Below are 20,777 nucleotides of genomic sequence, written 5' to 3' on the forward strand. Positions count from 1 at the left end.
CCACTTTCCTACAACCGCTGCGCCATGCTCTCACCGGGACATGGCGCGAATCATTCCTTCATGGGTCCAGAGCCTCGGCGCGATGCTGAACGCTTGTGAGGTCCGCGCACGCTGCCGCTCCTGTGAAGCGACCCGGCCGATCGATGTGGCGGCGCTCGCCCGGCGGGTCGGGGAGGACTATTCGCTCCTGCACCGCCGCTGCCGCTGCCGCCTCACGCCGGGGTGCAACGGGTGGAATGTCTTTGATTATTCAACAGGTTGCTGGTGGTATCACTTGTACGACGATGCTGACGATATCCGCTGGGACGCCATCGATCGCCGCAGGATGCAACATTGATCGATGAATTTCAGATTGAAGTCGGTCGCATCGATGATCGTAGTTTTGGACAAAATGTAGAATTAACTTTGCATTCAATGAACACGATTATAACATCAGACACGCAGACATCGAAGGGCAAGGCCATCGATATTGAGCCCCGGACGTTCCAGCGTCCGGGGCTCTTTGCGTTTCAGCCGCTGTGATCCGGGCGGCAAATCTCTACGATCTTAAGGATCAGCAGAGCAAACGCGATCATTACCCCAAGTAGGGCGATCACGTCGTTGGCAGACATTTGGGGAAGACCTCCTGTAGCGTTATGGGGTCGACCAGTTCGACCCCTGCGCCGATCAGCATAGACCCGAAAAGGCGCAGAACAAGAAGTGATCAACTCTTATTAGCCCGATCGCCCATATTCCCAACCTAATTAGCGGGTTTGCAGCGCTTCAACTTGTTGCGAATAGACCCGGCGAGCCCTTATTTGCAGCCATTATTCCATAATCAGGATAATCGCCCTCCCGCTCCATCTCCAACCGGCACGGCGGTATCCAGCGTACCCGCGTATCGCCGTCGCCATCCGTCAACCAGATAAAGACATTGTAGCTCGTGGCGGTGCTGGCCTTGGTTCCCGGCTTCTCGGCAAACGGATCGACCTCGCCTGCGCGCACCAACCGCCCGCGCAGCATCACGACCCGTTCGGTGAACACCAGCTTGAAATCGGGCGGTGTGCGCGAATAGAGGCGCTCATAACGGCCTGTCCCTTCCTCAAACGCCCCGCGCAGGATCATCGCCACGCCCGCGCGGCTCGTGTCGCGCGCCCGCGCGATGAATTGCTCTGCCAGGCGAAAGGGCGGGTTGCAGAATGTCCAGTCGACCGGATAGGGCGCAGCGCCGAACAGGTAATCACGAACCGGAAACCCCACGCCGTAATCGTGAACGTCGCTCGCATCGACCGACGCGAAGAATTCGGCCAGTGGCTTGACCATATACCCACGGTTCGCGGCGGGCTCGCGGCACGTCATCGCGCGATGCGCCAGCGACCGTTCGGCCAGCCAGCGCAACACCGCCCGCGTCGCCCATGGCGGCGTCGGGAAATCGTCCAGCTCATCCGGCGCAACGCAGCGCCGCTGCATGACCGCCGTGGACCGGTTCGGGGTGTTCATAACACGCGCTCTAAAATATGGAGGCCGCGTGATTTTGTGCGTCCGCAGAACTGCCAACCAGCCATCTTGAAACAATAGCCGGGGTTCGCACTTACCTTTGCAGGGTCGACGTAAGTATAATGGCGCGTATCCGGCCATTTTCGATCGGCGATAGCATCAGCTGCTCGGATCAAATCGGAGGACAGGCCTGCGCCGCTGTTGCTGAACACTGCACAATTCACACCTCTCTGTCCCGTATCGTCCAGAAAAACCCGCCAAGCCAACAGAGCACGGCGGCAGGGGGTAGAAAGTAGTAATTTTTGTCCGGGGCCGATGATTAGCAACGTGCCCCTATCGAGACGACGCGCGCGGCTGCGCTCGCTGGAATAGTGCCGATTGTAAATAGCCGCAGCAATCGGATCACCGTCGAGGATCGGGATCCACACATCCAGCGGCAGAAGCTCCGTCATTCCTCATCGCCTCCCCGAATAACCGACAGCGGGATCGCAATCGCATTGTCCGCCCCCGCGCCATTGACGAACCGCATTTTCAGGCCGCGAACCGCGCCTTCCACCTTGCCCAGCGATTGCAGATACCCGCTCTTGTTCCACTCGGTGCGCTCGAACAGGCCGACCAGCGGCGCACAGGTGGGATAGGCAAGCGCCAGATACGCCGAAGCCCATGAACCGGGCAGCGGCTCGCCCGCCAGCTTCGGCAGCGGCTCGCCGTCCGACCCGTGCTGCAATTCGATCAGGCGCAGGCCATATTGCTTCAGCCGGTGGCGCGACTGTTCGCCCGCCTTGGTCAGCGCATCGTCGAACTGCGCATCGGGCGTCATCGCGTTGGTGATGTGCTGCGCGATCGTCTCCGGTGCCGCGCCATGCGCGCCGGGGATCGTCTGATACAGCAAATGCTGGATGCAGCGCTGATCGTCGGTTTGCGCCTCTGCCTTGCCCCGCGCCATCATCGGCAGGATCAGGCGAACCCATTCCTGTTCGCGGCCATGTTCGGCATTCGCTTCGCTTTCGCGCCCCGGTGCCCGATCGAACATCAGGCAGTCGGCACAGGCCAGCAGCGTGCCGAATGTGTCCTGCCAGCGCCCTTCCAGCCCATGGCTGGCAATCACGCGCTTATAATCGGTCAGCGTTTCGTCAAAGCGCGGCCATTGCTCGATCATCCGCCGGTGCATCCGCCGCCCGATCGCGCCCCATTTCTTCAAATCGGGGGGCGTCCACTGATCGTCCGCCTTGCGCGGCGGCACCTGCCGCATTTCCAGAATCGCCATACGGTTGCGCTCTTCGCCCTTGGCGATCGAATGCAGCACCGACGAAAACAGGAAACAGCTTTGCGCGGTGAATTCCTGCGCCTTGTGGTCGGCGCTCCCGCGATACATCTTCGCGCCCGACGACGCCTTTTTGGCAAGGTTCAGGATCGCGCGTTGCTTCTCCGGGTTATCGTCGGCCTCCGCCTCATCGATCATCACCGGCAACGTATCGTCGCCCAGCACCTGCCGAATGGCCGCTTCGCTCGCGTCCTCGGTATGCAGGCACCAATCGGACAGCAGCGCGCGATACAGCTTTTGCAGGCTCGATTTGCCCGCCGCCGTCGGGCCGACCAGCCACATATGCGACCGCCAGCCCAGCGCCCCGCAAATATACATCTGCGCCACCATGCCCAGCGCCAGCAGCGGCGCGGCGTGCGGCTCGGTCCAATACCATTGCCGCAACAGGTCGAGCAGCTGGCCCGCCTCTTCGCGCGTGCTCGATTCCGACGACGGCGCGGGCAACGCTTCCTGCGCGGGATAATAGCGTTCGCCGACGCGCCCTGCAGGATACTCGATCAACGGGCCGGGGCGTCCTTTCAGGTCGGCCGCGCCGGCCACCATGACGCGATTGCCCATGTGCAGGACAAGCTCTTCGTCCAGCCCCTGCCGATGCGCGCCGCGCCCGAACACACGGCCCTGCGGTTTGAAGATTTTGCGGGACCGGCACGCCAGCACGATCGCCGCGCTGCTCTTTTTCTGGTCCCACCCGGTAACGTCGCCATCCTTGTTGCGCTGCGGATAATGATGTTCCAGCCAGCTCTCGTCACCGACCATCAACAGGATATCGTTCTTACCCAATTTGGTGTCGCAGCAGATCAGTTGCTGCGAACTGTCGAGCAGATACAGGCGCAGGCCGCTTATCCCCAATGGCTGGATCGGCGCATCGGCGGGCAGGAACGGCATGTCATATTGCGCGCTCGCATCCCCCTTTTTCTTGCGCAAATCCGGCGCATCGACCGGTTTGCTCGCGCTCTGGCGCACACTGTCCAGCCCCCCGCTTGCCATCAATCGCTCCGCTTCGCCCATTCGGCGGCGCGCGCTTCCATCATGCTGGGCGCATTGCGAATATCGATCCGGTCAGGATGCGCGACGAATACGGGCCGGGGCACGCGCGCCGGGTCGGGGCGGGCCGGGCGCTTGGTCAAAAACCGATGCCGCGCCCACGCCTCGCTTTCGGTGCAGCCCAGATACAGGCTACATTCCCGCATCGACAGCCCATCGCGCAGCCCGTCGATCAATTCGCGATCGCGTTCGCAGGTCCATGCAAAGCCGCTCATGGCCGCGCCTCGCGGCACTTGCGTTCGTAACGGTTGGCCGCGCGCATCCACGCTGGCCCCCATTGCCTCCACGAAAAGGTAACGCCCCCCAGTACGATGCCCAGTTGCAGATCGTTCGCACCGAACACCTTCCATGCGATCAGCCCGCAGATGGAAGCAGCCGCAACGATCAGCGCGATTTTATAGGCGAAGACGACGCCGCGCATCGTCAGATAAGCGATCCGATCGATCACGCCGTAATCCCCGCCATCGTCAGAATCGCCGCATCGACCGCGCGGCGGGTCGAATAGACCAGATCACGCCCACCGACCGCGCAATCGTCCAGCGACCGCCGCGCCGCATCAACGGCGGCATCGATTCGCTGTGTCGGTATCTTGCGCGACTGCATCGTGTCGCGGATCGCGCGCATAATCAGCGCATCATTTTCCGCGCGGCTCATGCCGAGGGCACCCGATGAAGGTCATTTCGCACTGATATGGTCAGGCGATCCCGATCTTTGTGAATATCGAAATCACGAAACACCGCCATGGCGACCGCAGGGGCAACCTGTGACAGGCGTTCCGATACCCGACACTGTGCGTTCTCGACCTCTTCAGTGACGATCCTTTCGGCCTCCGCCTTTATCGCCGCCAAAATAGCGCCTTGGATAAAATCGCTCATACGTCCTCCATGCGCACACCGCGCAGTTCGTCGTTGAAATCCTTGAAACCGGGGCCGGGCCAGATGCCGCGCACCCGCCGCCCCGCCTCCTGATGCTTCGCGATGACGCGTTCCTTCGTGCGATCGATCTGGGCGGCGGCGCGTTCATGCTTCGCCGCTTCGGCTTCATCGCCGCGCGCCAGCGCCTGGCGCACGCGAAACGCGCGCACTTCATCGTCATTGTCGTGGATCAGGGTCAGCGCCCGCGTCTGGTTACCCAGCACCAGCGCGCCCAGATTCTCCAGCGTCGCCGCCGCGACGATCCGCAAACCGGGGTCGGCCATGCCGACGCTCAGGCAGTTTTCGATGCCTTCACCCGCGAACGGTTCGACCTCAGGCGGAATATCGGCCAGCGTCGCCCGGCTCCGATTGCCTTTCAGCAGCGGGATATGCGCACCCGTGAAGCGGCCGAGGATCATCTTCGGCTCATCCAGCGGCGCTTTGCGCCACACGCCCCGGTGATATTCCAGATAGGTGCGATGCGTCGCGACATGGCCGACACCGGGCAGGATCATCTGCGCCAGCATCGCCGGGATGCCGCGCCGCAATTCTCTGTTCCAGCAATCGTGCCGGTATCGCAGCGCGCCGGGATATTTGCCGAACACCGCGAAATCGATGCCCCGACCGTTCAGGTACAGCGCTGCCGGATTGTCGCGGCTCAATTCCGGGCCGCTCTGCCAGATGCCGATCGCCTGCCGCCGCGTCTTTTCGATCTTCTCCGCTGCCTCGCGCGCCCGGCGCTTGGCCTCCGCATCGAATTGCGCCTGTTGCTTCGCGTCGCGAAAATCGATGCCCTGTTCGCTCTCCAACTGGCGAAGCGCGCTCATGAAGCTGATGCCCTTGCGCACCTCCAGATACGTGAAGACGTCGCCATGCGCCCCACATGCAAAACAGTGGTAGAACGCCTTTTCGTCATTGACGGTAAAGCTGCCCACCTTCGTATCGTGGTGGAACGGGCACAGCCCCAGATGCTCCGCCCCGCGCTGTTCCAGCTTCACCTCGATACCGATGATCGACGACAGCCGGACGCGGCTGCGCACGGCCTCGGCACGCCGCTGCAACTCCGCCGGATCGATGGGGGGAAGCGTCATCGCCTTACCGCCGCGCCAGTGCCGGTTCTTCGACGGGAGCCGGTTCATACCAGTCCGCATGGCTGCATATCTCGCGCCGCGCGAGTTCGTTCATCAGGTCGGGCTTGGCCCGCTTACCCTCGATTTCCCATCCCGTGATGGTGCTGCGGGGCACGCCGATCATGCGGCCCAGTTCGTCGCGGCTTAGCTTTCTCGGTCGATCCGTTCGAAAGCACCTGATCTTGTATCCGGCGAGCGTCATCATTATTGGCAAATATCCCTCACAGGGACATTTTAGCAATAGCGTGCGTAAAAAAATGCACCAAAAAAAGGAATGGTGACGATGGGCCAGCTACTTCAATTCCCCGGAATGGCTAAGAAACTCGACAATCCACCCAACCGCATCCGGGAATTGCGCATCGCGATCGGTAAGCAGCGCCGGGGCAAGGCCTATACGCAGGTGGAGCTGGGCGAGGCGCTGGGGTACGCACATCAGCAGATCGGGCGATGGGAAACCGGCGAACGGCCCATTTACGATGTGCAGCTACGCCGCATCGCCGATTTCCTTGGTGTCCCGCTGGCACAGATGCTTACAACCAAGGATAATCCTTACTCTTTGTCGGATGAGGAACAGGAAGTCGTGGATTCGGTTCTCGCCGCTATGCGGTCGGGCGATGAACGCGCCGTCGCTATGATGCGCCACGTTGCGGAAGGGGCGCGCAGCTATGACGCCGGACCCGCGCAAAAGCCCGCGCTTCGCGATGTGAACGCCAAGGACGATCAGAAAAACCGCGCCTGATCGATAGCCCGCGCGCGACGGCGCGGGCCGCGCAAACCGCCGCATCGATCCCGGTTTCGATGCGGCTTTTTTGCGCCCCGAAAACAAAATGTCCCTGCTGGGGATAATTTCCACTTGCCAGAATGTCCCTGTGGGGGATATTTCCGGCGAGTCGAAATTCACCAGTGAGGCACAATCATGGGCAATGTCACCCCGATTACCGACGCCAAACGGCGTCGCGCTCCCGATCCCGGCACGGTTTTGCTCCCCCCGGTCCCGTGCCGGTCCGTCCCGTCCGCCCGTTCACTGCCCTCTTCGGGCGGGCGGGGCGGTGAATATGGGCTGGGCGATGTCGCCCGCCCGCTCGGCCTCGCCCATTTCGAAATCCGCACGATCATCGATGCGCTTCGGGTGGAGGCTGCGCATAACGGCATGCCGCTCCCCAAAACCCCGCGCCACGAAAAGGGAAAGCCGATCACCGGCCCCCGCGCGATCGTTCGCAAAAGCCGTTGGGATGCGGGCGAAATGGATGCGTGGCTGGAAAGCCGCCAGCGGGGGCAGTCGTCGCTGCCCCCGCCCGGCGTTTCGCAAAGCACGCGCGAAGAAATGGCCCGCCGTGCGGCCGGAATGGGGCGCGGCTGATGGACCCCCTCAACATCATAGCGCTGATCGGCGCGGGGATGATCAACGGTGCGGTCATCGGGCTGGAAATCGGGCGCAAGCTGCGCAACGCGCCGGTCTGCCGCTATTGCCTCGGCAGCGGCATGGCACCCGCTCGGTTCATTGGCACAGCATCGGGCAGGGCAAAGGTCATTACGACCGACTGCCCCCATTGCCGGGGTGTCCGGTAATGCGCCCGGACTCTCTCGACGATCCGCGCGCGATCGATGCGCTCAATCGCTTCGCAAGGGCCATCGCCTGCGTTGCGATCGGGGGTGCGCTCGGCATGATCGCAACCGCGCTGATGGTGGTGGTGCCATGATGCCGCCGCCGCCCTTCGCCGAACCGCTGCCCGGCGTTCTGCGCCGCCGCCGCGCCCGCCGTGTCCGGATCGCCATGTACGGCTTCGCCTTTGTCGCGCTCGGCTTCCTGCTCGCCGCAATCGGAGCCTGACCGATGGCAACCGAAACGCTCCCACGCCCGATCTCGCCCACCGCCATCTGGCGCGAACGCGACCGGTCCATGTTCATCGTCCTGTCGGACGGCACCGTCGGGAAGGTCAGCGAGGACGAAGCGCTGGAACTGGCCCTGTCCATCGTCTGGGCCTTGTCCCCCGAAACCAGAAAGGAACAGTCATGAGGTTCCATCGCAAATCCCGCTCGCGCGTTCAGCGCAAATTCGCGTGGTTGCCGAAGAAGCTCGACAACGGCACGACCGTCTGGCTCGAATTCTACACCCGCTGGCCGCGCTACTACGGGGAAAAACGGTGAGCCGCCGCGCCTGCCCCATGGACGTGGCGCGGCAGGAGGCACGCCTTGCCGAGCTGGAGGCGCAGCGCACGCCCTGGACGATCGCACAGCTGAACGAATTCGAACGGCTCGACCATAACCGCGATCAGCGCCGCCGCCGCGCGGAACGCCAGCTGCCAAAGGCGCGCGAATGGGTCGCCGAACTCGAACGCCGCGCCGGGCTGGGCTGACATGAGCCCGCGGCGCAGCCAGTCGCCCCGATGCGTCGTCCCCGGCTGCACCCATGACCGGCCAAAGGGCCATCGCCTGTGCCGCCGCTGCTACGCCGCACTGCCGGCCGAAATTCGCGGCGGCATTCTGAACGCATGGTTCGCCCGCCCGCGCCGCATGATCGCGTACCGCCAATGGGTCCGCGCCGCAGGAACCTTCATGAAGGCGCGCCGCCAGTCGCGCGCCCCCGCCACCTACCAAAACACCGCCCGCCTGCTCGGCGAACGCGATTAGGGAGAAGCCGAATGGCTGACCACACTTCTATCGAATGGACCGACGCAACATGGAACCCGGTTACCGGCTGTTCGGTCGTTAGCGCTGGCTGCACCAACTGCTATGCCATGAAACTCGCAGGCACGCGGATGAAGCATCACCCCTCGCGCGAAGGGCTGACGCAGGACACCAAGTCCGGGCCGGTCTGGAACGGGCAGGTGCGGTTCAACGAGCAATGGCTCGATCAGCCGCTGCGCTGGAAGCGCCCGCGCACCATCTTCGTCTGCGCGCATGGCGACCTGTTTCATGAAGGCGTGCCCGACGAATGGATTGACCGCGTGTTCGCCGTGATGGCGTTGTGCCCGCACCATCGGTTTCAGGTGCTGACGAAGCGGTCGGGGCGCGCGATGCGCTACGCCAAAGACTGGAATACGCCAGTCCGCGTCGCGCGCCTGTTGTTGGAATGGGCTGGCGATAAGTTGGTAGCCTTTTCACAGGCCTTTGCTGCGTTGATCGAACGAGGTCAGGAAGAGCAGCCGGAAGCTGCAGCTTGGCCGCTCCCGAATGTCTGGCTGGGCGTGTCGGTCGAGGATCAGCGCGCGGCGGACGAGCGGATTCCCGATCTGGTCGAAACGCCAGCGGCTGTTCGCTTCCTGTCGTGCGAGCCTTTGCTTGGTCCGGTCGATCTCGAAGAATGGCTTATCTGCGCGAATGCGCGTGATGGCGTTACGATGGACCCCAGCACCGGGGCTTATGAATGCTGCACTCTCTGCGACTTCACCGGCGTCACCGGCGCTATCGGTTGGGTTATCGTTGGCGGAGAAAGCGGGAAGACGGCCCGACCTATGCATCCCGCATGGGCGCGCTCACTGCGCGATCAATGCGCGTCGGCAAGCGTGCCGTACTTCTTCAAGCAATGGGGGGAATGGGCTCCGGTCTGCGAAATGTCGGAAGAGGCAATCGACGCCTGTTATGATCCGGCCCCGGAACACGATCCCAATGCAATGCGTCGCCGCAAGGTCGCCGAGTGCGTGTTGCATTGGAATGCCGATCGCTTCGAGGGCAGGGCGATGTTCGAGCGTCCGGCATTCGAGCAGGGTTCGAAAGCGATGACGATGATGGCGATCGGCAAGAAGAAGTCCGGTCGGTTTCTCGACGGGGCGCAGCATGATGGGATGCCGTCATGAGCCGCGAGGGCCACGGCCTCACGGAACGCGAAACGGAGATCCTCGATCTGGAAGCGGACGGCGTGGACAACGATTGCATCGCCCGCCGTCTCGATGTGTCGCCCGGCTATGTCCGCAACGTGCTGGCAAAATACCGCTACAGCGCCGCGACCGACCTTCGCATCAATGCCGCGATCGTCCGCGCCAGCAACGAACTCGCCGCACGCTGCGCCGCCAGTGGTGGGAGGTTTCGGTGATGGAAATCAATCAAAGGTGCTGCGCCATCGCAGACCGGGTAGAGCCGCGCTATCGCAGTCAACAGCCCGGCGCGCGCGCGTATTCCTGCACTGGCCATGTCGCCAAGCTTTGGGGCGCAGCTTATGAGGGCGCGCGCCTTGCTTTGACGGACGACAGTCAGGTCATCGATGACAACGACCTGCCGTTCTGATTGACCACAACCCAAAGCCGCCGCACCATGCGGCGGCGAAACCGGCATAGGAGGCCGATTCATGCTTTCCCCGATCGACAAACGCAGGCGCAATGCCTTTCGCACATGGATGCTGGCCCAGCCCGGCAAACAGGATGCGGCGGATGCGCTCGACATGTCCCCGCGCGCGCTCGACCGCTTCTATTCCGGCGCATCGCCCGTCCCGCCGGGCGTGCTGCGCGACGCCGCCGATCGCTGCGACGATCCCGTATTATGCGCCAAACTGCGCAAACTGGCCGAGGATCGCGCCGATGCCTAAAAAACGCCAAATCCCGCGCCTGTTCGAACAGCGGCTTGCCGATGGAACGACCGTCTTTCACTGGAAACCCAGCAAGACCCTGCGCGATTCCGGTAGCTTCACCAACCGCAAACTCGGTACCGACGAAGCGCTTGCCGTGGCCGAAGCGATGGCGCTCAACCGGCAGGTCGCCGAATGGAAATCGGGAACGACGATCAGCGCGCCCGCAATGCCGCGCATCGTCCGCTTCGCCGAACTCGTTACCCGCTACCGCGACAGCAAGGCGTTTGCCGACCTTGCCCCCTCGACACAGCGCGAATACAGCTCGCGGCTCGAATTTCTTAGTGGATGGGCGATGGACGGCACCCTGCCTGTCCGCGACATCGATCGCGATCTTGTCCTCGATCTGCGCAACGGGGTCTATGAGAACGATAGCGCCTACACCGCCGCTGCAAAGCTGCGCGTTCTGCGATTGTTGCTCAGTTGGGCAATAAAAGCCAATATGATCCGGGGAATCGATGGCAGAATAATCAAAGAAAACCCGGCAGCGTCGATCGACATTAAACAACCACGCCCGCGCAAGAAACGCATCGTCCATGATGACTTGCCTTGGCTGCTGGCGAGCGCGGAAAAGCTGGGCTATCACCACACCGCCATCGGCTGCGTTCTAGGCTTCTACACGACGCAGCGCGAGGGCGATCTCCTCGCCACCACCCGCTTTGCCATGCGACCGATTCGCGACCTTACCGCCGAAGCGCGCGGAGCGCTCGCCGGTCCCGATGGCCGCGTGCTGGGCATTTCCTTGGAACAGGGAAAGACGCATACGCAAATCTCCATCCCGCTCGTCCCCGTCGCGCGCGCCGCCTTGGAACGTCAGATGGCTGGTCGGCTCCCTGACGCATCGCGCGCCGTGGTGCGTACCTATCTTATATCAAAGGGCGAGGGCGGGGGCGCGTGCCACGAAAAAACGTTCCAGCGCGATTTCCGCCGCGTCGCTGATTATGCCCTGCGCCGCGTCGTCCGCGCCGTATGGGCCGCGCGTGCCGAGCATGACAGCGACCTTGCATGGACGCTGATCGACTGCGCGAAACGGCTTCGCGGCGTTCAGTTCCGGGATCTGCGCCGGTCGGGCATGTGCTGGATGCGTGACCTTGGCGTGCCGGATACCCTGATCGCCGCGATCAGCGGCCACAGCATCGATCAGACGCGGAAAATCCTCGCGACCTATCTCCCCCGCGACACCCGCGCCGCAGCCGAAGGGATGGCAATGGCAGTCATGCGCCAGGCCGAACGCGACGCCGAACCCGGAAAGGAGCAATCCGCGTGATTACGAAGGAACTGGGAGCCTTGCCAGAGACTGCTGAAGAGTACGCCAATTTTCTGAAGGGCGAACTGGAAAAGATCGCCAGCGACTATGCACCGCGCATAGCAAGAGCGCACGCCAGCGTTGCGGATGCGGATAGCCGCCACCGCGATGGCGCGGAGCCGGAACGTCACCACTTGGCCCACCTGTACGAAAGCTACGAGCTGGCACGCCGCCCTATCATTGACCAGCTGATTCTACTCGAAAGCAGGCGTCCCTATCGCCTGATAATGACGGCTGAGCGAATCGATTCGCCGGATTATGTCGCACGTGCGACAAAAAATATGTCGCACGGCGACGGCACTAACCCCCTTGACCGCAGTAAAACCGGGCGTTAGAGCCGCCACCTCGTTGCCCCGTCGTCTAATGGCAAGACTACGGACTCTGACTCCGTCAATCGTGGTTCGAATCCACGCGGGGCATCCATCATAAATCCGGTATCTCACCGCCCGCATCGATTCGGTGTTCGGGCAGCGGCATCGCTCTGCGCGTTGCTCGTCCGCAGATGGCGGACGGTGCATTGATACCTGCCCTCTTTTCTGATGCTCGTAGCAGCGGCCCGCGCTTACCGGATCATCGCCACGTTCGGCAAGGGACCGGACGCGATCCGGTGCTGGCGCTTATTGCAACGTCCCGATCTCGTCATCGCCATGCCGGCCGAAAAACTGCATCAGCTGCACCACCAGATCGGCCCGATCGCGCAGCTTGTCGCTTTCCAGCAGCGCCTGTTTCGATGCGATGTCGAACGGGGCGATCTGCGCAATGCCGTTGACCAGGCTTTCATCGTCGAGCCGCGATACGCCCTCCCAGTCGACGGCATAGCCATGTGCATCGGCGAAATGGCGCGCCTCCATCTCGATCGCTGAGCGTTCAGCGATCGACAGGATTTGCGGCTCACCCTCTTCGATCAGCTCCGCCTCGACCTGACGAAAGGGCGTGGGAACACCGAGCTCGCGCGCGATCCGGAACCGTGCGAGCCCTTCCAGCACGATATTGAACCGTCCGTCCTCGACCGTTTCGACATCGATGATCTTCCCCACACAGCCGATTTCGAACAGCGCGGGCATTTCGCCGGCTTCACGCGGCTGAACCATCCCGATCCGCCGGTCGCGGGCAAGCGATTCGGACACCATCGCGCGATAGCGCGGTTCGAAAATATGCAGCGGCAAATGCATGCGCGGGAATAACAATGCCCCGCCCAGCGGAAAGACCGGCAGCCTGCTCGTCATCCGAACAGCGTTTGCGACAGGCGGCGGCGCGTCTGCGCCACCCAAGGGTCTTCCAGCCCTACCACTTCGAACAGCTTCAGCAATTGCTGCCGCGCGGCGCCCTCCTGCCAGTCCTTTTCAGCCGCGATGATGGCGAGCAGATTGTCCGCCGCCTGCTCGCGCATGCCAGCCGCCATCTGCGCATTGGCAAGGTCGTAGCGCGCCTGATAGTCGTCGGGCGAAGCAGCCACCGCCGCTTCCAGCCCGGCCATATTGGCATCCGACCCCGATGTATCGCGCGTCAGCGAGAGCGAGGCGCGGGCGCGTTCGATTTCCGGCGCCTTTTGCAGATCGTCGGGCAGGGCGGCGAGCGCGGCTTCCGCACCCTCTACATCCTTCGCGAGGATCATCGCACGGATCAGCCCCGATTGCGCCGGCGCTGAATCGGGAGCGACCGCGACGATCTGAGAAAAAATGCCGAGCGCCTGTTCCGCGTCGCCTTGCGCCAGCGCCTGCTCGCCCATCTCGATCATCGGCGCGATCTGTTCGGCAAGGTCGCCCGCTTCGCTTTCGATCGGAAGCTGACCGAGCAACTGGTCAAGCATCTGCTTGAGCTGCGATTCGGTGCGCGCCGATCCAAGATCCGCGACGAGCTGCCCCTGAAACATCGCATAGACGGTGGGGATCGATTTCACCTGAAATTGCGAGGCGATAAAGGCGTTTTTGTCGACATCGATCTTGGCGAGCACCACGCCCTTATCGGCATAGTCCGCCGCGACCTTTTCAAGCAGCGGCGCAAGCTGTTTGCACGGCCCGCACCATTCCGCCCAGAAATCGAGGATCACCAATTTGGTGCGTGACGGTTCGACCACGTCGCGGCGGAACGCTTCGACTGCTTCCTTCTCGGCCGTGCCAAGTCCCATCGTTGCCAAGTGTCTCGCTCCTCATATCCGGCGGTTCGATCAGGCCCGCAATGTGGGGCCTTCCCCCGGCGAGTCCAAGTCTTTTCGAAAAAGGTGAAATAGGGCTTGTCGAACCCGAAACCCGGTGTTAGAGGCCGCCACCTTACTTCAGCCGGTCCGCTTCGGACGGCACGCCAGAGCGGGCGTAGCTCAGGGGTAGAGCACAACCTTGCCAAGGTTGGGGTCGAGGGTTCGAATCCCTTCGCCCGCTCCAGTTTTCCAGCACTATAGTGATTTAAAGGCCGTGGGGCCAGAAGTCCCGGTCCCGGTCAGATGCTTTCCCCTTTTGTGGTTGATGCTCTGAGCAACGCCTTGCCGAGTGCTGACCGCCGGGAGGTACGCATTGCTTTTGGGTCAGGCTCGCATGGTGCCCGAGAGGAACCAAACGCGGTGCCTTGGCATCAAGGCGCTTTGACACGAGCGGAACTTCAGCATGCTGCCGCTATGGTCGAGCCCGTTCCACCGATAACCGAACCTTTTGCCTGATTCTTGCGGCAGCTCATTGGGGCACGGCCGTAGCCTGAGCGGCTGCCCCTTTATGAGCGGCCCGCAATGCCGCAGGCCGCGTACGATGCCTGCAGCCAAAGAGCAGTCTCAGACATTGCTGCGGAAACCGCTGCGCGACTTTGCCCGGGATAGCGGCTAGCGGGCGCGTACAGGCGGGAAACAAAGACAGAGTGGCGGGCCACGCCCGACGATGATGAGCACTACATCTACGCTGTAGCGCTACTATAGCGCTGCGGCCGATTCCCCAGCGAGGCGCCAGGACGGCCGGACCGGATGCAAACACCCGTCGAGAACCCTGTTCAGACCGACCCAGTTTCCTCTGCCGGCCCAATGTAGCGACCGACTTGATCTCTGCTCGACAGTTGCACGCTTTCTGATCACATTGGGCTGATGTTTCAAGACCGTCTACTGACCTGGCTACAGCGCCCCACGCTTCCGCGCGCCACAAATTTTCTGACTGTCTCATCGGCTCTAATTTCGACGGACGTGGGGGGGACTCGCTCGGAAAATCAGGATCGGGCGCTCGCTTTCAGCTTACCTTCGGATCACCCGGGTTTTCCCGCCGCCCGGGTTTACATCGTTGCCGACGGCATGGGCGGGATGCGGGATGGCGCCGCCTGCGCATCGATCGGCGTGGCTGCCTTCGCTGCCAGCCTGATCGCCGCCGCCGCCCAGTCCGCAGAGCGTGCGTTGAATGACGCCGCCCTCGTTGCCAACGACGCCGTGTACCGATTCGCCGCGGGCAAAGGCGGGACGACCTTGTCGGCCATGTTGGTCCTGCAGAACGACGCCCCGTTCATCGCCAACGTGGGTGACAGCCGTATCTATGCTTTCGGCAGAGGGCGGGGAGTCGAGCGCCTGACAACCGATGATACACTTGTTGAAGCGGTTGGCGGAAGCGGCAGAGAACTCATCCAGTTCGTTGGCATGGGAGAAGGGCTTCAGCCGCACGTGCAGCAAAGTAGATCGGAGCATCCGCGCTATGCGATCACGTCGGACGGCATCCACTATATCGTCCCCGAAACCTTGGCCGCGGTCGCTGAACACGCGCCCTCTATCCGGGCCTTCGCCGAGCGCGCGGCAGCGGCGGCACGCTGGTGTGGAAGTCCCGACAATGCCACGCTTATCGCGTTTGACCTTTCCGAGCGCGATGACCGCGTGGCGCCTAGGGCATCGGATGGGATTATTTTCTCCGATAGCTTCTCATCCCTGCAAATCGTTCCCATGGGAGATCAGCAGCCTCGTCCCTCGGCCGCTTCGCCCCCCGTTCTTGGCGTTGCGGAGTCTGAGCCATCAGCTCAGGAGCTTCAGCCGGCCGGACAGCGCCAGCCTGAGCAGCCGAAGCGGCGGCGTGGCAAATCCCAGAAGTCGAAGGCGAAGGAGCCCGCCGCAGCGGTCCAGTATGAGATCGTGGTAGAGCAACCGGAGCACGGCGCGCCCACAGATGCTGATCGCTAACCGCTACGAGCCTACAGGGCCGTCGGCGAATGGCGGAATGGGTGATGTGATCCAATGTCGCGACACCCATCTCGACAGATCTGTAGTGATCAAATCGCTTCAGCCTGGGGTGGAAACCAGCCGGCTGCTCGATGAGCAGCGTGCGCTGTCAAAGCTTCGTTCGAAGCATGTGGTGCAATTGTTCGATGTCGTGCAGCTCCAACAGCCCAGCGGCTCCAGCAACGGTCTGGTCCTTGAGTACATTGCGGGGAGCGATCTTCCCTATGCCGGGTTCACTGTCGATCATGCCTACATGCGCACGTTGTGGCAGATTGCTAGCGGACTTCGCGACATTCACGCAGCAGGCGTCATTCATCGTGATCTCAAACCCAATAACATCAGAGTCGATCTCGAAGGCGTCGTGAAGATTATCGATTTCGGTCTCGCGCGATCAACCGGACTGGATGATCGCACCAGAAGCATCATTGGCACGCCCATATTCATGGCGCCTGAACTTTGGGGCGAGACGACGATCAGTTTCAGCACGTCGATTGACGTGTATGCGTTCGGGGTATCTGCCTTGGCGCTGGTAAGCACTGCGGTTCCGGCCGCCTTGCAGGAACGGCCTCCACAACCGGTAAGCAGGCAGGACGCTGCCGCAATCCTCGCAGGACTGCCGGATCATCTGATTGATCTGATCATCTCCTGCCTCGCGGCAAATCCGGCGGACCGGCCAGCGATGGCCGCAGTCGCGGCCGCGATGGAAAAACACCTGCTCTACAAGCGACACCGGGCAATCGCTGTTATCAACAACCAGCCCAAGACCCTCGACGCCGCCAGCTCCAGCATCGCTATGAAGGTGGGTAGCGACCGGGCCATGACCGTTCGCTATGACGGACATGGCTTCGTCGTCAGCGAGGTCACCGGTCCGGTCTATTTGAACAATATGGCGGCCAAGGCCGGGACTCTCATCCCCGGCTGCTGCGTGATAACGTTCGGAAATGTGAGCGGGCAGCGAACTTTCGTCACTTTCGACATCTCCAATCCGGAGGTCATCGCGTGAACGTGAACGACCTGGTGGCCAGCCGATATCGCATTATCGCACATGTTGGTCGCGGAGGCATGCAGGACGTGTACAGCGCCCGTGATTTGCTTCTCGAAACAGATGTGGCCCTGAAAACTCCTCAGGCCGGTCAGGCGGCGCGTCGGTTCAAGCAAAGCGCGATCCTTGCTGCTCGGGTAAATCACTACAACGTCGCTAAGACGCTCGATTACGTCGAGGAGAATGCTTCAGTCTACCTGATCGAAGAATTCGTGCCGGGCGAGACCCTAGAGGAAAAGATGAACCGCTATGGTCTTTTGGACCCCTATCTCGGCGCCCTTGTCCTCCACCATCTCTCCAAAGGCATTGCTGCATCCCATCACGCCGGCGTCATTCACCGCGATCTAAAACCTAGCAACGTGATGACCGAGGCGGGCGTCAATATTCGCACACTCAAGATCACCGACTTCGGCATCGCGACCTTGACCGACGAACTGATGGAAGAAGCGGCCCAGGACGGAAATCTGACGCTGTCAACGTCCGGGACCATTAAGGGCGCGTTGCCGTATATGGCGCCGGAAATGATGTTCCGGCAACCGGGGGATCATCCCGGTCCGCCGACCGATATCTGGTCGTTGGGCGCGATGATGTTTCGCCTGCTGACCGGAGATTATCCGTTCGGAGTTTTTCTCCAAGCCGCCGTGAATGTGCAGAACCGCACGCGGAAAGCCTGGCCGTCTTTCATGACGTCCAAGGCCCAGTTCCGGCCGCTAGCGCAGGAGCTTCAAGCAATCGTCGAAGCTTGCCTTTCCTACGATCCGAATGACCGGCCTACAGCGGATCGCCTCGTCGAGATGTGCGGACAGCTCTGTTATTCGACCGCCGAGCGGCTCAACGGAACTGTCACTGGGCTGATTCAAAACGGGTATAGCGGCTTCCTCACTACAAGCTCGGGTTCGCTGTTCTTTAGCATGGACAGTGTCTATGGACCGAAACGACCGGACCAGGCTGACAATAAGAAGGTGAGTGTCGCCCGTTATCCCGGTTCGCCCAACGCACGGGCGCATCCCGTGATCGTAATAGCCGGTTGAGCGTGCCGTGATCGTCTGCATCGGATGGGGCTCTCTCATATGGTGCCCGAAAGCCTTGCCAGTCGCCAGCATGTGGCGATCCGACGGCCCTGATCTGCCGGTCGAATTTGCGCGCGAATCCGGCGGCAGGCGCATAACCCTCGTAATCTGCAACGATCGTGCCGCCGTCACTGTTCTATGGGCGGCGTTGGAAGTTCGGACGCTTGACGACGCGCGGCGCGCGCTCGCATTGCGCGAGGGCATCCAGCCCAAGAACATCCGTCACAGTATTGGCTATTGGAGCCCGGTTGACGCATCGGAACACACCGAAGCATCCGCAATCGGCCGATGGGCGATCGACCATGATATCCACGGCGTGGTGTGGACCGCTCTCAAACCCAAGATTGGCGACGACTATCGCGTGCCGACCCAGGAGGAAGTGATCCGGCATCTGAATGCGCTCACGGGCAGCGACCGAGCTGACGCCGAGGAATATGTGCGCCTCGCTCCTCGACAGATCGTCACGCCCTACCGTACCGCGATCGAAACTGAACTCGGCTGGATCGCCTCAGGATTTCTCTAGGCAGGCGACGTTCCAAATCCGCCGTGAACTGCGGCAGGCGTCTGTGTAATTTGACAAGTCGTGCCGAGCCCGCTTTCGACTCTTTCTCTCCTCGTAGCTCTCCATAATCCGCCCTTTGAAATGAATTTGCACACCACACGGCGTAGTAAAAACGGCGGTATATGGCGGCCACGCCCGATGAAGATGAGCACTACATCTACGCTATAGCACTATGATCGATCCCTCCCTCAAAAATGAGGCGAAGCGCAGATAGGGGCCTATAGCGGTACGATCGGTATCGGTAGGGTGCACCCGCTAACAGGTGGCTCGACATCAAGACTTTTCGCTTTCTTCTGGCGGGCTGTCGTCCAGCTTCGCCGATGAGCGCCGCCGAAGGTGGGTCAAATAGGCTTCGACCACCTCGATCTCATTCGGCGTCGGCAGGTGTGCGTCGTTAGTTGTACCTTCATACCGAGCTGCTGCCCGCAGGTTCGACATGCGGTTCATCGTCGAGACGAACTGCGGATGAACATTTCCTAGCTTGCCCCACTGGTTGATCGCGCTGCCGATGGCGCCGTGGCGCTTTGACCTTACTGCATCGAAGCGGTGCATGATCAACTCCGCCTTCGCCAGCAGCTCACAGCAACTGAAAAGATTATCGATTGAAGGTCCGCTATGGCCGCGTTCCATTGACAGTTTGGTTGTTACCAAGAACTCTCCCGCTAACCGCACGAGGTTGGATGCCTTCTTCCGTCCCGCCAGAGCGTTGAAGCTCAGCATCCAATTGCTGCTTTCTCCGCGCCGAATGGCCGTGAAGTGGCCGCAGTCCAGTTCTTCGTCGATAAGTTCGAATGCCTGGACACCCCCGAGATCGGAAAGCAGCACTTGGCCTCCCTTATCGATAGGACGCTGAGACTCGACCGTCATGATGCCGCGAACCTCGTCGTTGAGGCGGATTTCGTTCGAACCCTCTTCTGGAAAGATTGCCTGCGCCAGCATCAGTATGAAGTCACCGCCGATGAGCCCCGCCGCGCGGCGGCGTTCGATCTCGGGGGTGAACCAGATCTCGAAGACATTCTTAAGGACGGCTTGGCCGAATGCTTCGCCATCTGCCATTGCGTTGCTGGCAGAGAGGATTTCATCCGCTTCGCAGACAGGTTGACCCCTCGTCGCATCTTCGGGTGCAGTGCCCGCCATCAACCGGCACCGCCGGGTAAGCAGCCCCGGGTGAGGCGAAGGACTTGGCAAGTGCTCAAGAGCGCAATCGGGCCTTGATGGGCTGCTTCCAGCCCAGCGATGATGCGGAGAGTGCGCGAGCCCTCGTTCAGCGCCAAGCGCCACCGGGCAAGCGTTTCAGCCGGAGTGAGGAGTCGTTCGGACACGGCGGCTCGGTCAATCTCAATCCAGTATCGGGGCTCATCGTCCAAACCACCCAGCCATGCCGACCAATGCGTAGCAGCTACGGGAGCTGCACGATCGGGCAGGGAGAGGTCAAAGAGGCTCACGGCGCCAATCGAGCGACAGAAACCGTTTCGATAAACCGCCTCGGCATCAGGCCTGATGATGCCGTCAGCCATAATAGCGCGCCACGCGCGCTCGGTAGTCGCATGCCATAGCCGCCCGTCCAACTTTTGAAGCAAGACGTCTTCGATCCAGTCGGGCGCGCCTTCCCGTCGGAGGGATTTGTCAGTTTCGTCAGTGAGCGGAGGCGGCACTTTCACAGGCTGAACGGCGAGGCGCAGGCTGGTGGACATGTCATTCTGCGCCGGACTTGTAAGTGATGGTCCCCTTTACCTTGAAGCTGTTCATGCACGGGTCGCCCTTTCGACGACCGGCCGGCGTCCCTTCATCACCACTGCAGGGGTATGATTTGTCGATGTCTGTTATCTTGGACCCGTAGGTGTGATTCCGGAGGAAGGTGCCGAAGTCGAAGCCGCCCCGCCGGCAGCGATCATTTGGGCAAGGGATGAACGAGGTCGCTGACGCGCTGGTAAAGCGCAGGGGGCGGTGTCCTCGGACGTTGTACCAGCCCCACGGGTTGTCATCGATCATGAAGTCGATCCCCTCGACGTTCGCGAACGCCTCGCCGAAGTCGCCTGTGTTGTGTGCCAGCCATGGTTTCGTCGTACCCATGATACTCTCCTAGGCTCAGGACCCATTAAATCGCTTGCGCTGGCGGCGATGGGCTGATTCAATCGCGGCACCAAGGAGGTGCTGCTGGTGTCCGAGTTGTGGTT

Annotated in this window: 35 protein-coding genes and 2 tRNA genes; 23 read left to right on the forward strand and 14 right to left on the reverse strand. The window is 61.8% G+C overall.

The genetic code is table 11. From position 1 onward, the window contains the following. Positions 1-40 precede the first annotated feature (40 nt). Positions 41-337, forward strand: coding sequence for a hypothetical protein (locus EV664_RS09870; protein WP_133495530.1), 297 nt, complete (start codon positions 41-43; stop codon positions 335-337). Further along, positions 334-522: a hypothetical protein gene (locus EV664_RS09875; protein WP_133495531.1), complete on the forward strand. Its 189-nt coding sequence runs from the start codon at positions 334-336 to the stop codon at positions 520-522. Before EV664_RS09870 ends, EV664_RS09875 begins: the two co-directional genes overlap by 4 nt. 240 nt (positions 523-762) lie before the next feature. Here the strand turns inward: EV664_RS09875 and EV664_RS09880 are convergent, their stop codons facing one another. Genes EV664_RS09880 through EV664_RS09920 form a run of 9 tightly spaced genes read right to left on the reverse strand, consistent with a single transcriptional unit; the run spans position 763 to position 6,093 of the window. Beyond that, complete coding sequence (locus EV664_RS09880) at positions 763-1,479, reverse strand: methyltransferase (RefSeq protein WP_133495532.1); 717 nt, start codon at positions 1,477-1,479, stop codon at positions 763-765. Beyond that, on the reverse strand, positions 1,476-1,928 hold the full coding sequence (locus EV664_RS09885; protein WP_133495533.1) for a hypothetical protein: 453 nt from the start codon (positions 1,926-1,928) through the stop codon (positions 1,476-1,478). The genes EV664_RS09880 and EV664_RS09885 overlap by 4 nt, the downstream gene beginning before the upstream one ends. Then, the gene (locus tag EV664_RS09890; protein ID WP_133495534.1) at positions 1,925-3,787 is read right to left on the reverse strand and encodes a hypothetical protein; all 1,863 of its coding nucleotides are present in this window, start codon (positions 3,785-3,787) and stop codon (positions 1,925-1,927) included. Before EV664_RS09890 ends, EV664_RS09885 begins: the two co-directional genes overlap by 4 nt. Continuing rightward, entirely contained in the window at positions 3,787-4,059 is a 273-nt protein-coding gene (locus EV664_RS09895) for a hypothetical protein (RefSeq protein WP_133495535.1), read from the reverse strand. The genes EV664_RS09890 and EV664_RS09895 overlap by 1 nt, the downstream gene beginning before the upstream one ends. Then, on the reverse strand, positions 4,056-4,292 hold the full coding sequence (locus tag EV664_RS09900) for a hypothetical protein (RefSeq protein ID WP_133495536.1): 237 nt from the start codon (positions 4,290-4,292) through the stop codon (positions 4,056-4,058). The genes EV664_RS09895 and EV664_RS09900 overlap by 4 nt, the downstream gene beginning before the upstream one ends. Then, positions 4,289-4,498: a hypothetical protein gene (locus EV664_RS09905; protein WP_133495537.1), complete on the reverse strand. Its 210-nt coding sequence runs from the start codon at positions 4,496-4,498 to the stop codon at positions 4,289-4,291. Before EV664_RS09905 ends, EV664_RS09900 begins: the two co-directional genes overlap by 4 nt. Next, entirely contained in the window at positions 4,495-4,719 is a 225-nt protein-coding gene (locus EV664_RS09910) for a hypothetical protein (RefSeq protein WP_133495538.1), read from the reverse strand. Before EV664_RS09910 ends, EV664_RS09905 begins: the two co-directional genes overlap by 4 nt. Then, on the reverse strand, positions 4,716-5,897 hold the full coding sequence (locus EV664_RS09915) for a CHC2 zinc finger domain-containing protein (RefSeq protein ID WP_162848816.1): 1,182 nt from the start codon (positions 5,895-5,897) through the stop codon (positions 4,716-4,718). Before EV664_RS09915 ends, EV664_RS09910 begins: the two co-directional genes overlap by 4 nt. Further along, positions 5,854-6,093 carry a helix-turn-helix domain-containing protein gene (locus EV664_RS09920; RefSeq protein ID WP_133495540.1) on the reverse strand — a complete coding sequence of 80 codons (240 nt, stop codon included), beginning with the start codon at positions 6,091-6,093 and terminating at the stop codon, positions 5,854-5,856. The genes EV664_RS09915 and EV664_RS09920 overlap by 44 nt, the downstream gene beginning before the upstream one ends. Positions 6,094-6,171: 78 nt before the next feature. Between EV664_RS09920 and EV664_RS09925 the strand changes: the two genes are divergently transcribed. The 16 genes from EV664_RS09925 (at position 6,172) to EV664_RS09985 (ending at position 12,178) form a co-directional block, all read left to right on the forward strand. Further along, a complete protein-coding gene (locus EV664_RS09925; protein WP_162848817.1) occupies positions 6,172-6,627 on the forward strand; it encodes a helix-turn-helix domain-containing protein in 456 nt (151 codons plus the stop codon). A gap of 177 nt (positions 6,628-6,804) precedes the next feature. Next, a complete protein-coding gene (locus EV664_RS09930) occupies positions 6,805-7,248 on the forward strand; it encodes a hypothetical protein (RefSeq protein ID WP_133495542.1) in 444 nt (147 codons plus the stop codon). Continuing rightward, a complete protein-coding gene (locus EV664_RS09935; protein WP_133495543.1) occupies positions 7,248-7,457 on the forward strand; it encodes a hypothetical protein in 210 nt (69 codons plus the stop codon). The genes EV664_RS09930 and EV664_RS09935 overlap by 1 nt, the downstream gene beginning before the upstream one ends. Then, complete coding sequence (locus EV664_RS19645) at positions 7,457-7,588, forward strand: hypothetical protein (protein WP_268237650.1); 132 nt, start codon at positions 7,457-7,459, stop codon at positions 7,586-7,588. Before EV664_RS09935 ends, EV664_RS19645 begins: the two co-directional genes overlap by 1 nt. Further along, complete coding sequence (locus EV664_RS19650) at positions 7,585-7,719, forward strand: hypothetical protein (protein WP_268237649.1); 135 nt, start codon at positions 7,585-7,587, stop codon at positions 7,717-7,719. Before EV664_RS19645 ends, EV664_RS19650 begins: the two co-directional genes overlap by 4 nt. 3 nt (positions 7,720-7,722) lie before the next feature. Continuing rightward, the gene (locus EV664_RS09940; RefSeq protein WP_133495544.1) at positions 7,723-7,905 is read left to right on the forward strand and encodes a hypothetical protein; all 183 of its coding nucleotides are present in this window, start codon (positions 7,723-7,725) and stop codon (positions 7,903-7,905) included. After that, positions 7,902-8,036, forward strand: coding sequence for a hypothetical protein (locus tag EV664_RS19655; protein ID WP_268237648.1), 135 nt, complete (start codon positions 7,902-7,904; stop codon positions 8,034-8,036). Before EV664_RS09940 ends, EV664_RS19655 begins: the two co-directional genes overlap by 4 nt. After that, positions 8,033-8,245, forward strand: coding sequence for a hypothetical protein (locus tag EV664_RS09945; protein WP_133495545.1), 213 nt, complete (start codon positions 8,033-8,035; stop codon positions 8,243-8,245). The genes EV664_RS19655 and EV664_RS09945 overlap by 4 nt, the downstream gene beginning before the upstream one ends. Before the next feature lies 1 nt (position 8,246). Further along, positions 8,247-8,519, forward strand: a complete 273-nt coding sequence (locus EV664_RS09950; RefSeq protein ID WP_133495546.1) for a hypothetical protein — start codon at positions 8,247-8,249, stop codon at positions 8,517-8,519. Positions 8,520-8,530: 11 nt separating this feature from the next. Next, a complete protein-coding gene (locus EV664_RS09955; RefSeq protein ID WP_133495547.1) occupies positions 8,531-9,685 on the forward strand; it encodes a DUF5131 family protein in 1,155 nt (384 codons plus the stop codon). Beyond that, positions 9,682-9,921: a LuxR C-terminal-related transcriptional regulator gene (locus EV664_RS09960; RefSeq protein WP_133495548.1), complete on the forward strand. Its 240-nt coding sequence runs from the start codon at positions 9,682-9,684 to the stop codon at positions 9,919-9,921. The genes EV664_RS09955 and EV664_RS09960 overlap by 4 nt, the downstream gene beginning before the upstream one ends. Beyond that, the gene (locus EV664_RS09965; RefSeq protein ID WP_133495549.1) at positions 9,921-10,112 is read left to right on the forward strand and encodes a hypothetical protein; all 192 of its coding nucleotides are present in this window, start codon (positions 9,921-9,923) and stop codon (positions 10,110-10,112) included. The genes EV664_RS09960 and EV664_RS09965 overlap by 1 nt, the downstream gene beginning before the upstream one ends. Positions 10,113-10,173: 61 nt before the next feature. Beyond that, positions 10,174-10,410, forward strand: a complete 237-nt coding sequence (locus EV664_RS09970) for a hypothetical protein (RefSeq protein WP_133495550.1) — start codon at positions 10,174-10,176, stop codon at positions 10,408-10,410. Continuing rightward, positions 10,403-11,716, forward strand: a complete 1,314-nt coding sequence (locus tag EV664_RS09975; RefSeq protein ID WP_133495551.1) for a site-specific integrase — start codon at positions 10,403-10,405, stop codon at positions 11,714-11,716. The genes EV664_RS09970 and EV664_RS09975 overlap by 8 nt, the downstream gene beginning before the upstream one ends. Then, positions 11,713-12,090 carry a hypothetical protein gene (locus EV664_RS09980; RefSeq protein ID WP_133495552.1) on the forward strand — a complete coding sequence of 126 codons (378 nt, stop codon included), beginning with the start codon at positions 11,713-11,715 and terminating at the stop codon, positions 12,088-12,090. The genes EV664_RS09975 and EV664_RS09980 overlap by 4 nt, the downstream gene beginning before the upstream one ends. A gap of 14 nt (positions 12,091-12,104) precedes the next feature. Beyond that, positions 12,105-12,178, forward strand: a tRNA-Gln gene (locus tag EV664_RS09985). Positions 12,179-12,372: 194 nt separating this feature from the next. On the opposite strand, the gene EV664_RS09990 is transcribed toward EV664_RS09985, so the two are convergent. Continuing rightward, a complete protein-coding gene (locus EV664_RS09990; protein WP_133495553.1) occupies positions 12,373-12,981 on the reverse strand; it encodes an LON peptidase substrate-binding domain-containing protein in 609 nt (202 codons plus the stop codon). Continuing rightward, complete coding sequence (locus tag EV664_RS09995) at positions 12,978-13,883, reverse strand: tetratricopeptide repeat protein (RefSeq protein ID WP_133495584.1); 906 nt, start codon at positions 13,881-13,883, stop codon at positions 12,978-12,980. Before EV664_RS09995 ends, EV664_RS09990 begins: the two co-directional genes overlap by 4 nt. A 178-nt stretch (positions 13,884-14,061) precedes the next feature. Here EV664_RS09995 and EV664_RS10000 point away from each other — a divergent pair. The 5 genes from EV664_RS10000 (at position 14,062) to EV664_RS10020 (ending at position 18,561) form a co-directional block, all read left to right on the forward strand. Next, positions 14,062-14,136 (forward strand) — tRNA-Gly (locus EV664_RS10000). Positions 14,137-14,819: 683 nt separating this feature from the next. Continuing rightward, on the forward strand, positions 14,820-15,887 hold the full coding sequence (locus tag EV664_RS10005) for a PP2C family protein-serine/threonine phosphatase (protein WP_133495554.1): 1,068 nt from the start codon (positions 14,820-14,822) through the stop codon (positions 15,885-15,887). A 37-nt stretch (positions 15,888-15,924) separates the two neighbouring features. Further along, a complete protein-coding gene (locus EV664_RS10010; RefSeq protein WP_162848818.1) occupies positions 15,925-16,929 on the forward strand; it encodes a serine/threonine-protein kinase in 1,005 nt (334 codons plus the stop codon). Beyond that, on the forward strand, positions 16,926-17,999 hold the full coding sequence (locus EV664_RS10015; RefSeq protein WP_211338497.1) for a serine/threonine-protein kinase: 1,074 nt from the start codon (positions 16,926-16,928) through the stop codon (positions 17,997-17,999). Before EV664_RS10010 ends, EV664_RS10015 begins: the two co-directional genes overlap by 4 nt. Before the next feature lie 7 nt (positions 18,000-18,006). Beyond that, the gene (locus EV664_RS10020; RefSeq protein WP_133495556.1) at positions 18,007-18,561 is read left to right on the forward strand and encodes a hypothetical protein; all 555 of its coding nucleotides are present in this window, start codon (positions 18,007-18,009) and stop codon (positions 18,559-18,561) included. A gap of 312 nt (positions 18,562-18,873) precedes the next feature. Here the strand turns inward: EV664_RS10020 and EV664_RS10025 are convergent, their stop codons facing one another. The 3 genes from EV664_RS10025 to EV664_RS10035 are packed head-to-tail and all read right to left on the reverse strand — an operon-like array spanning position 18,874 to position 20,673. Beyond that, positions 18,874-19,737 carry a hypothetical protein gene (locus tag EV664_RS10025; RefSeq protein WP_133495557.1) on the reverse strand — a complete coding sequence of 288 codons (864 nt, stop codon included), beginning with the start codon at positions 19,735-19,737 and terminating at the stop codon, positions 18,874-18,876. Continuing rightward, positions 19,737-20,294 (reverse strand): hypothetical protein, encoded by a 558-nt coding sequence (locus tag EV664_RS10030; protein ID WP_133495558.1) that lies wholly within the window; start codon positions 20,292-20,294, stop codon positions 19,737-19,739. Before EV664_RS10030 ends, EV664_RS10025 begins: the two co-directional genes overlap by 1 nt. Before the next feature lies 1 nt (position 20,295). Beyond that, positions 20,296-20,673 (reverse strand): hypothetical protein, encoded by a 378-nt coding sequence (locus EV664_RS10035; protein ID WP_133495559.1) that lies wholly within the window; start codon positions 20,671-20,673, stop codon positions 20,296-20,298. Positions 20,674-20,777 lie beyond the last annotated feature (104 nt).

Origin of the sequence: Stakelama pacifica (assembly GCF_004361835.1) — a bacterium.
Taxonomy (GTDB): domain Bacteria; phylum Pseudomonadota; class Alphaproteobacteria; order Sphingomonadales; family Sphingomonadaceae; genus Sphingomonas; species Sphingomonas pacifica.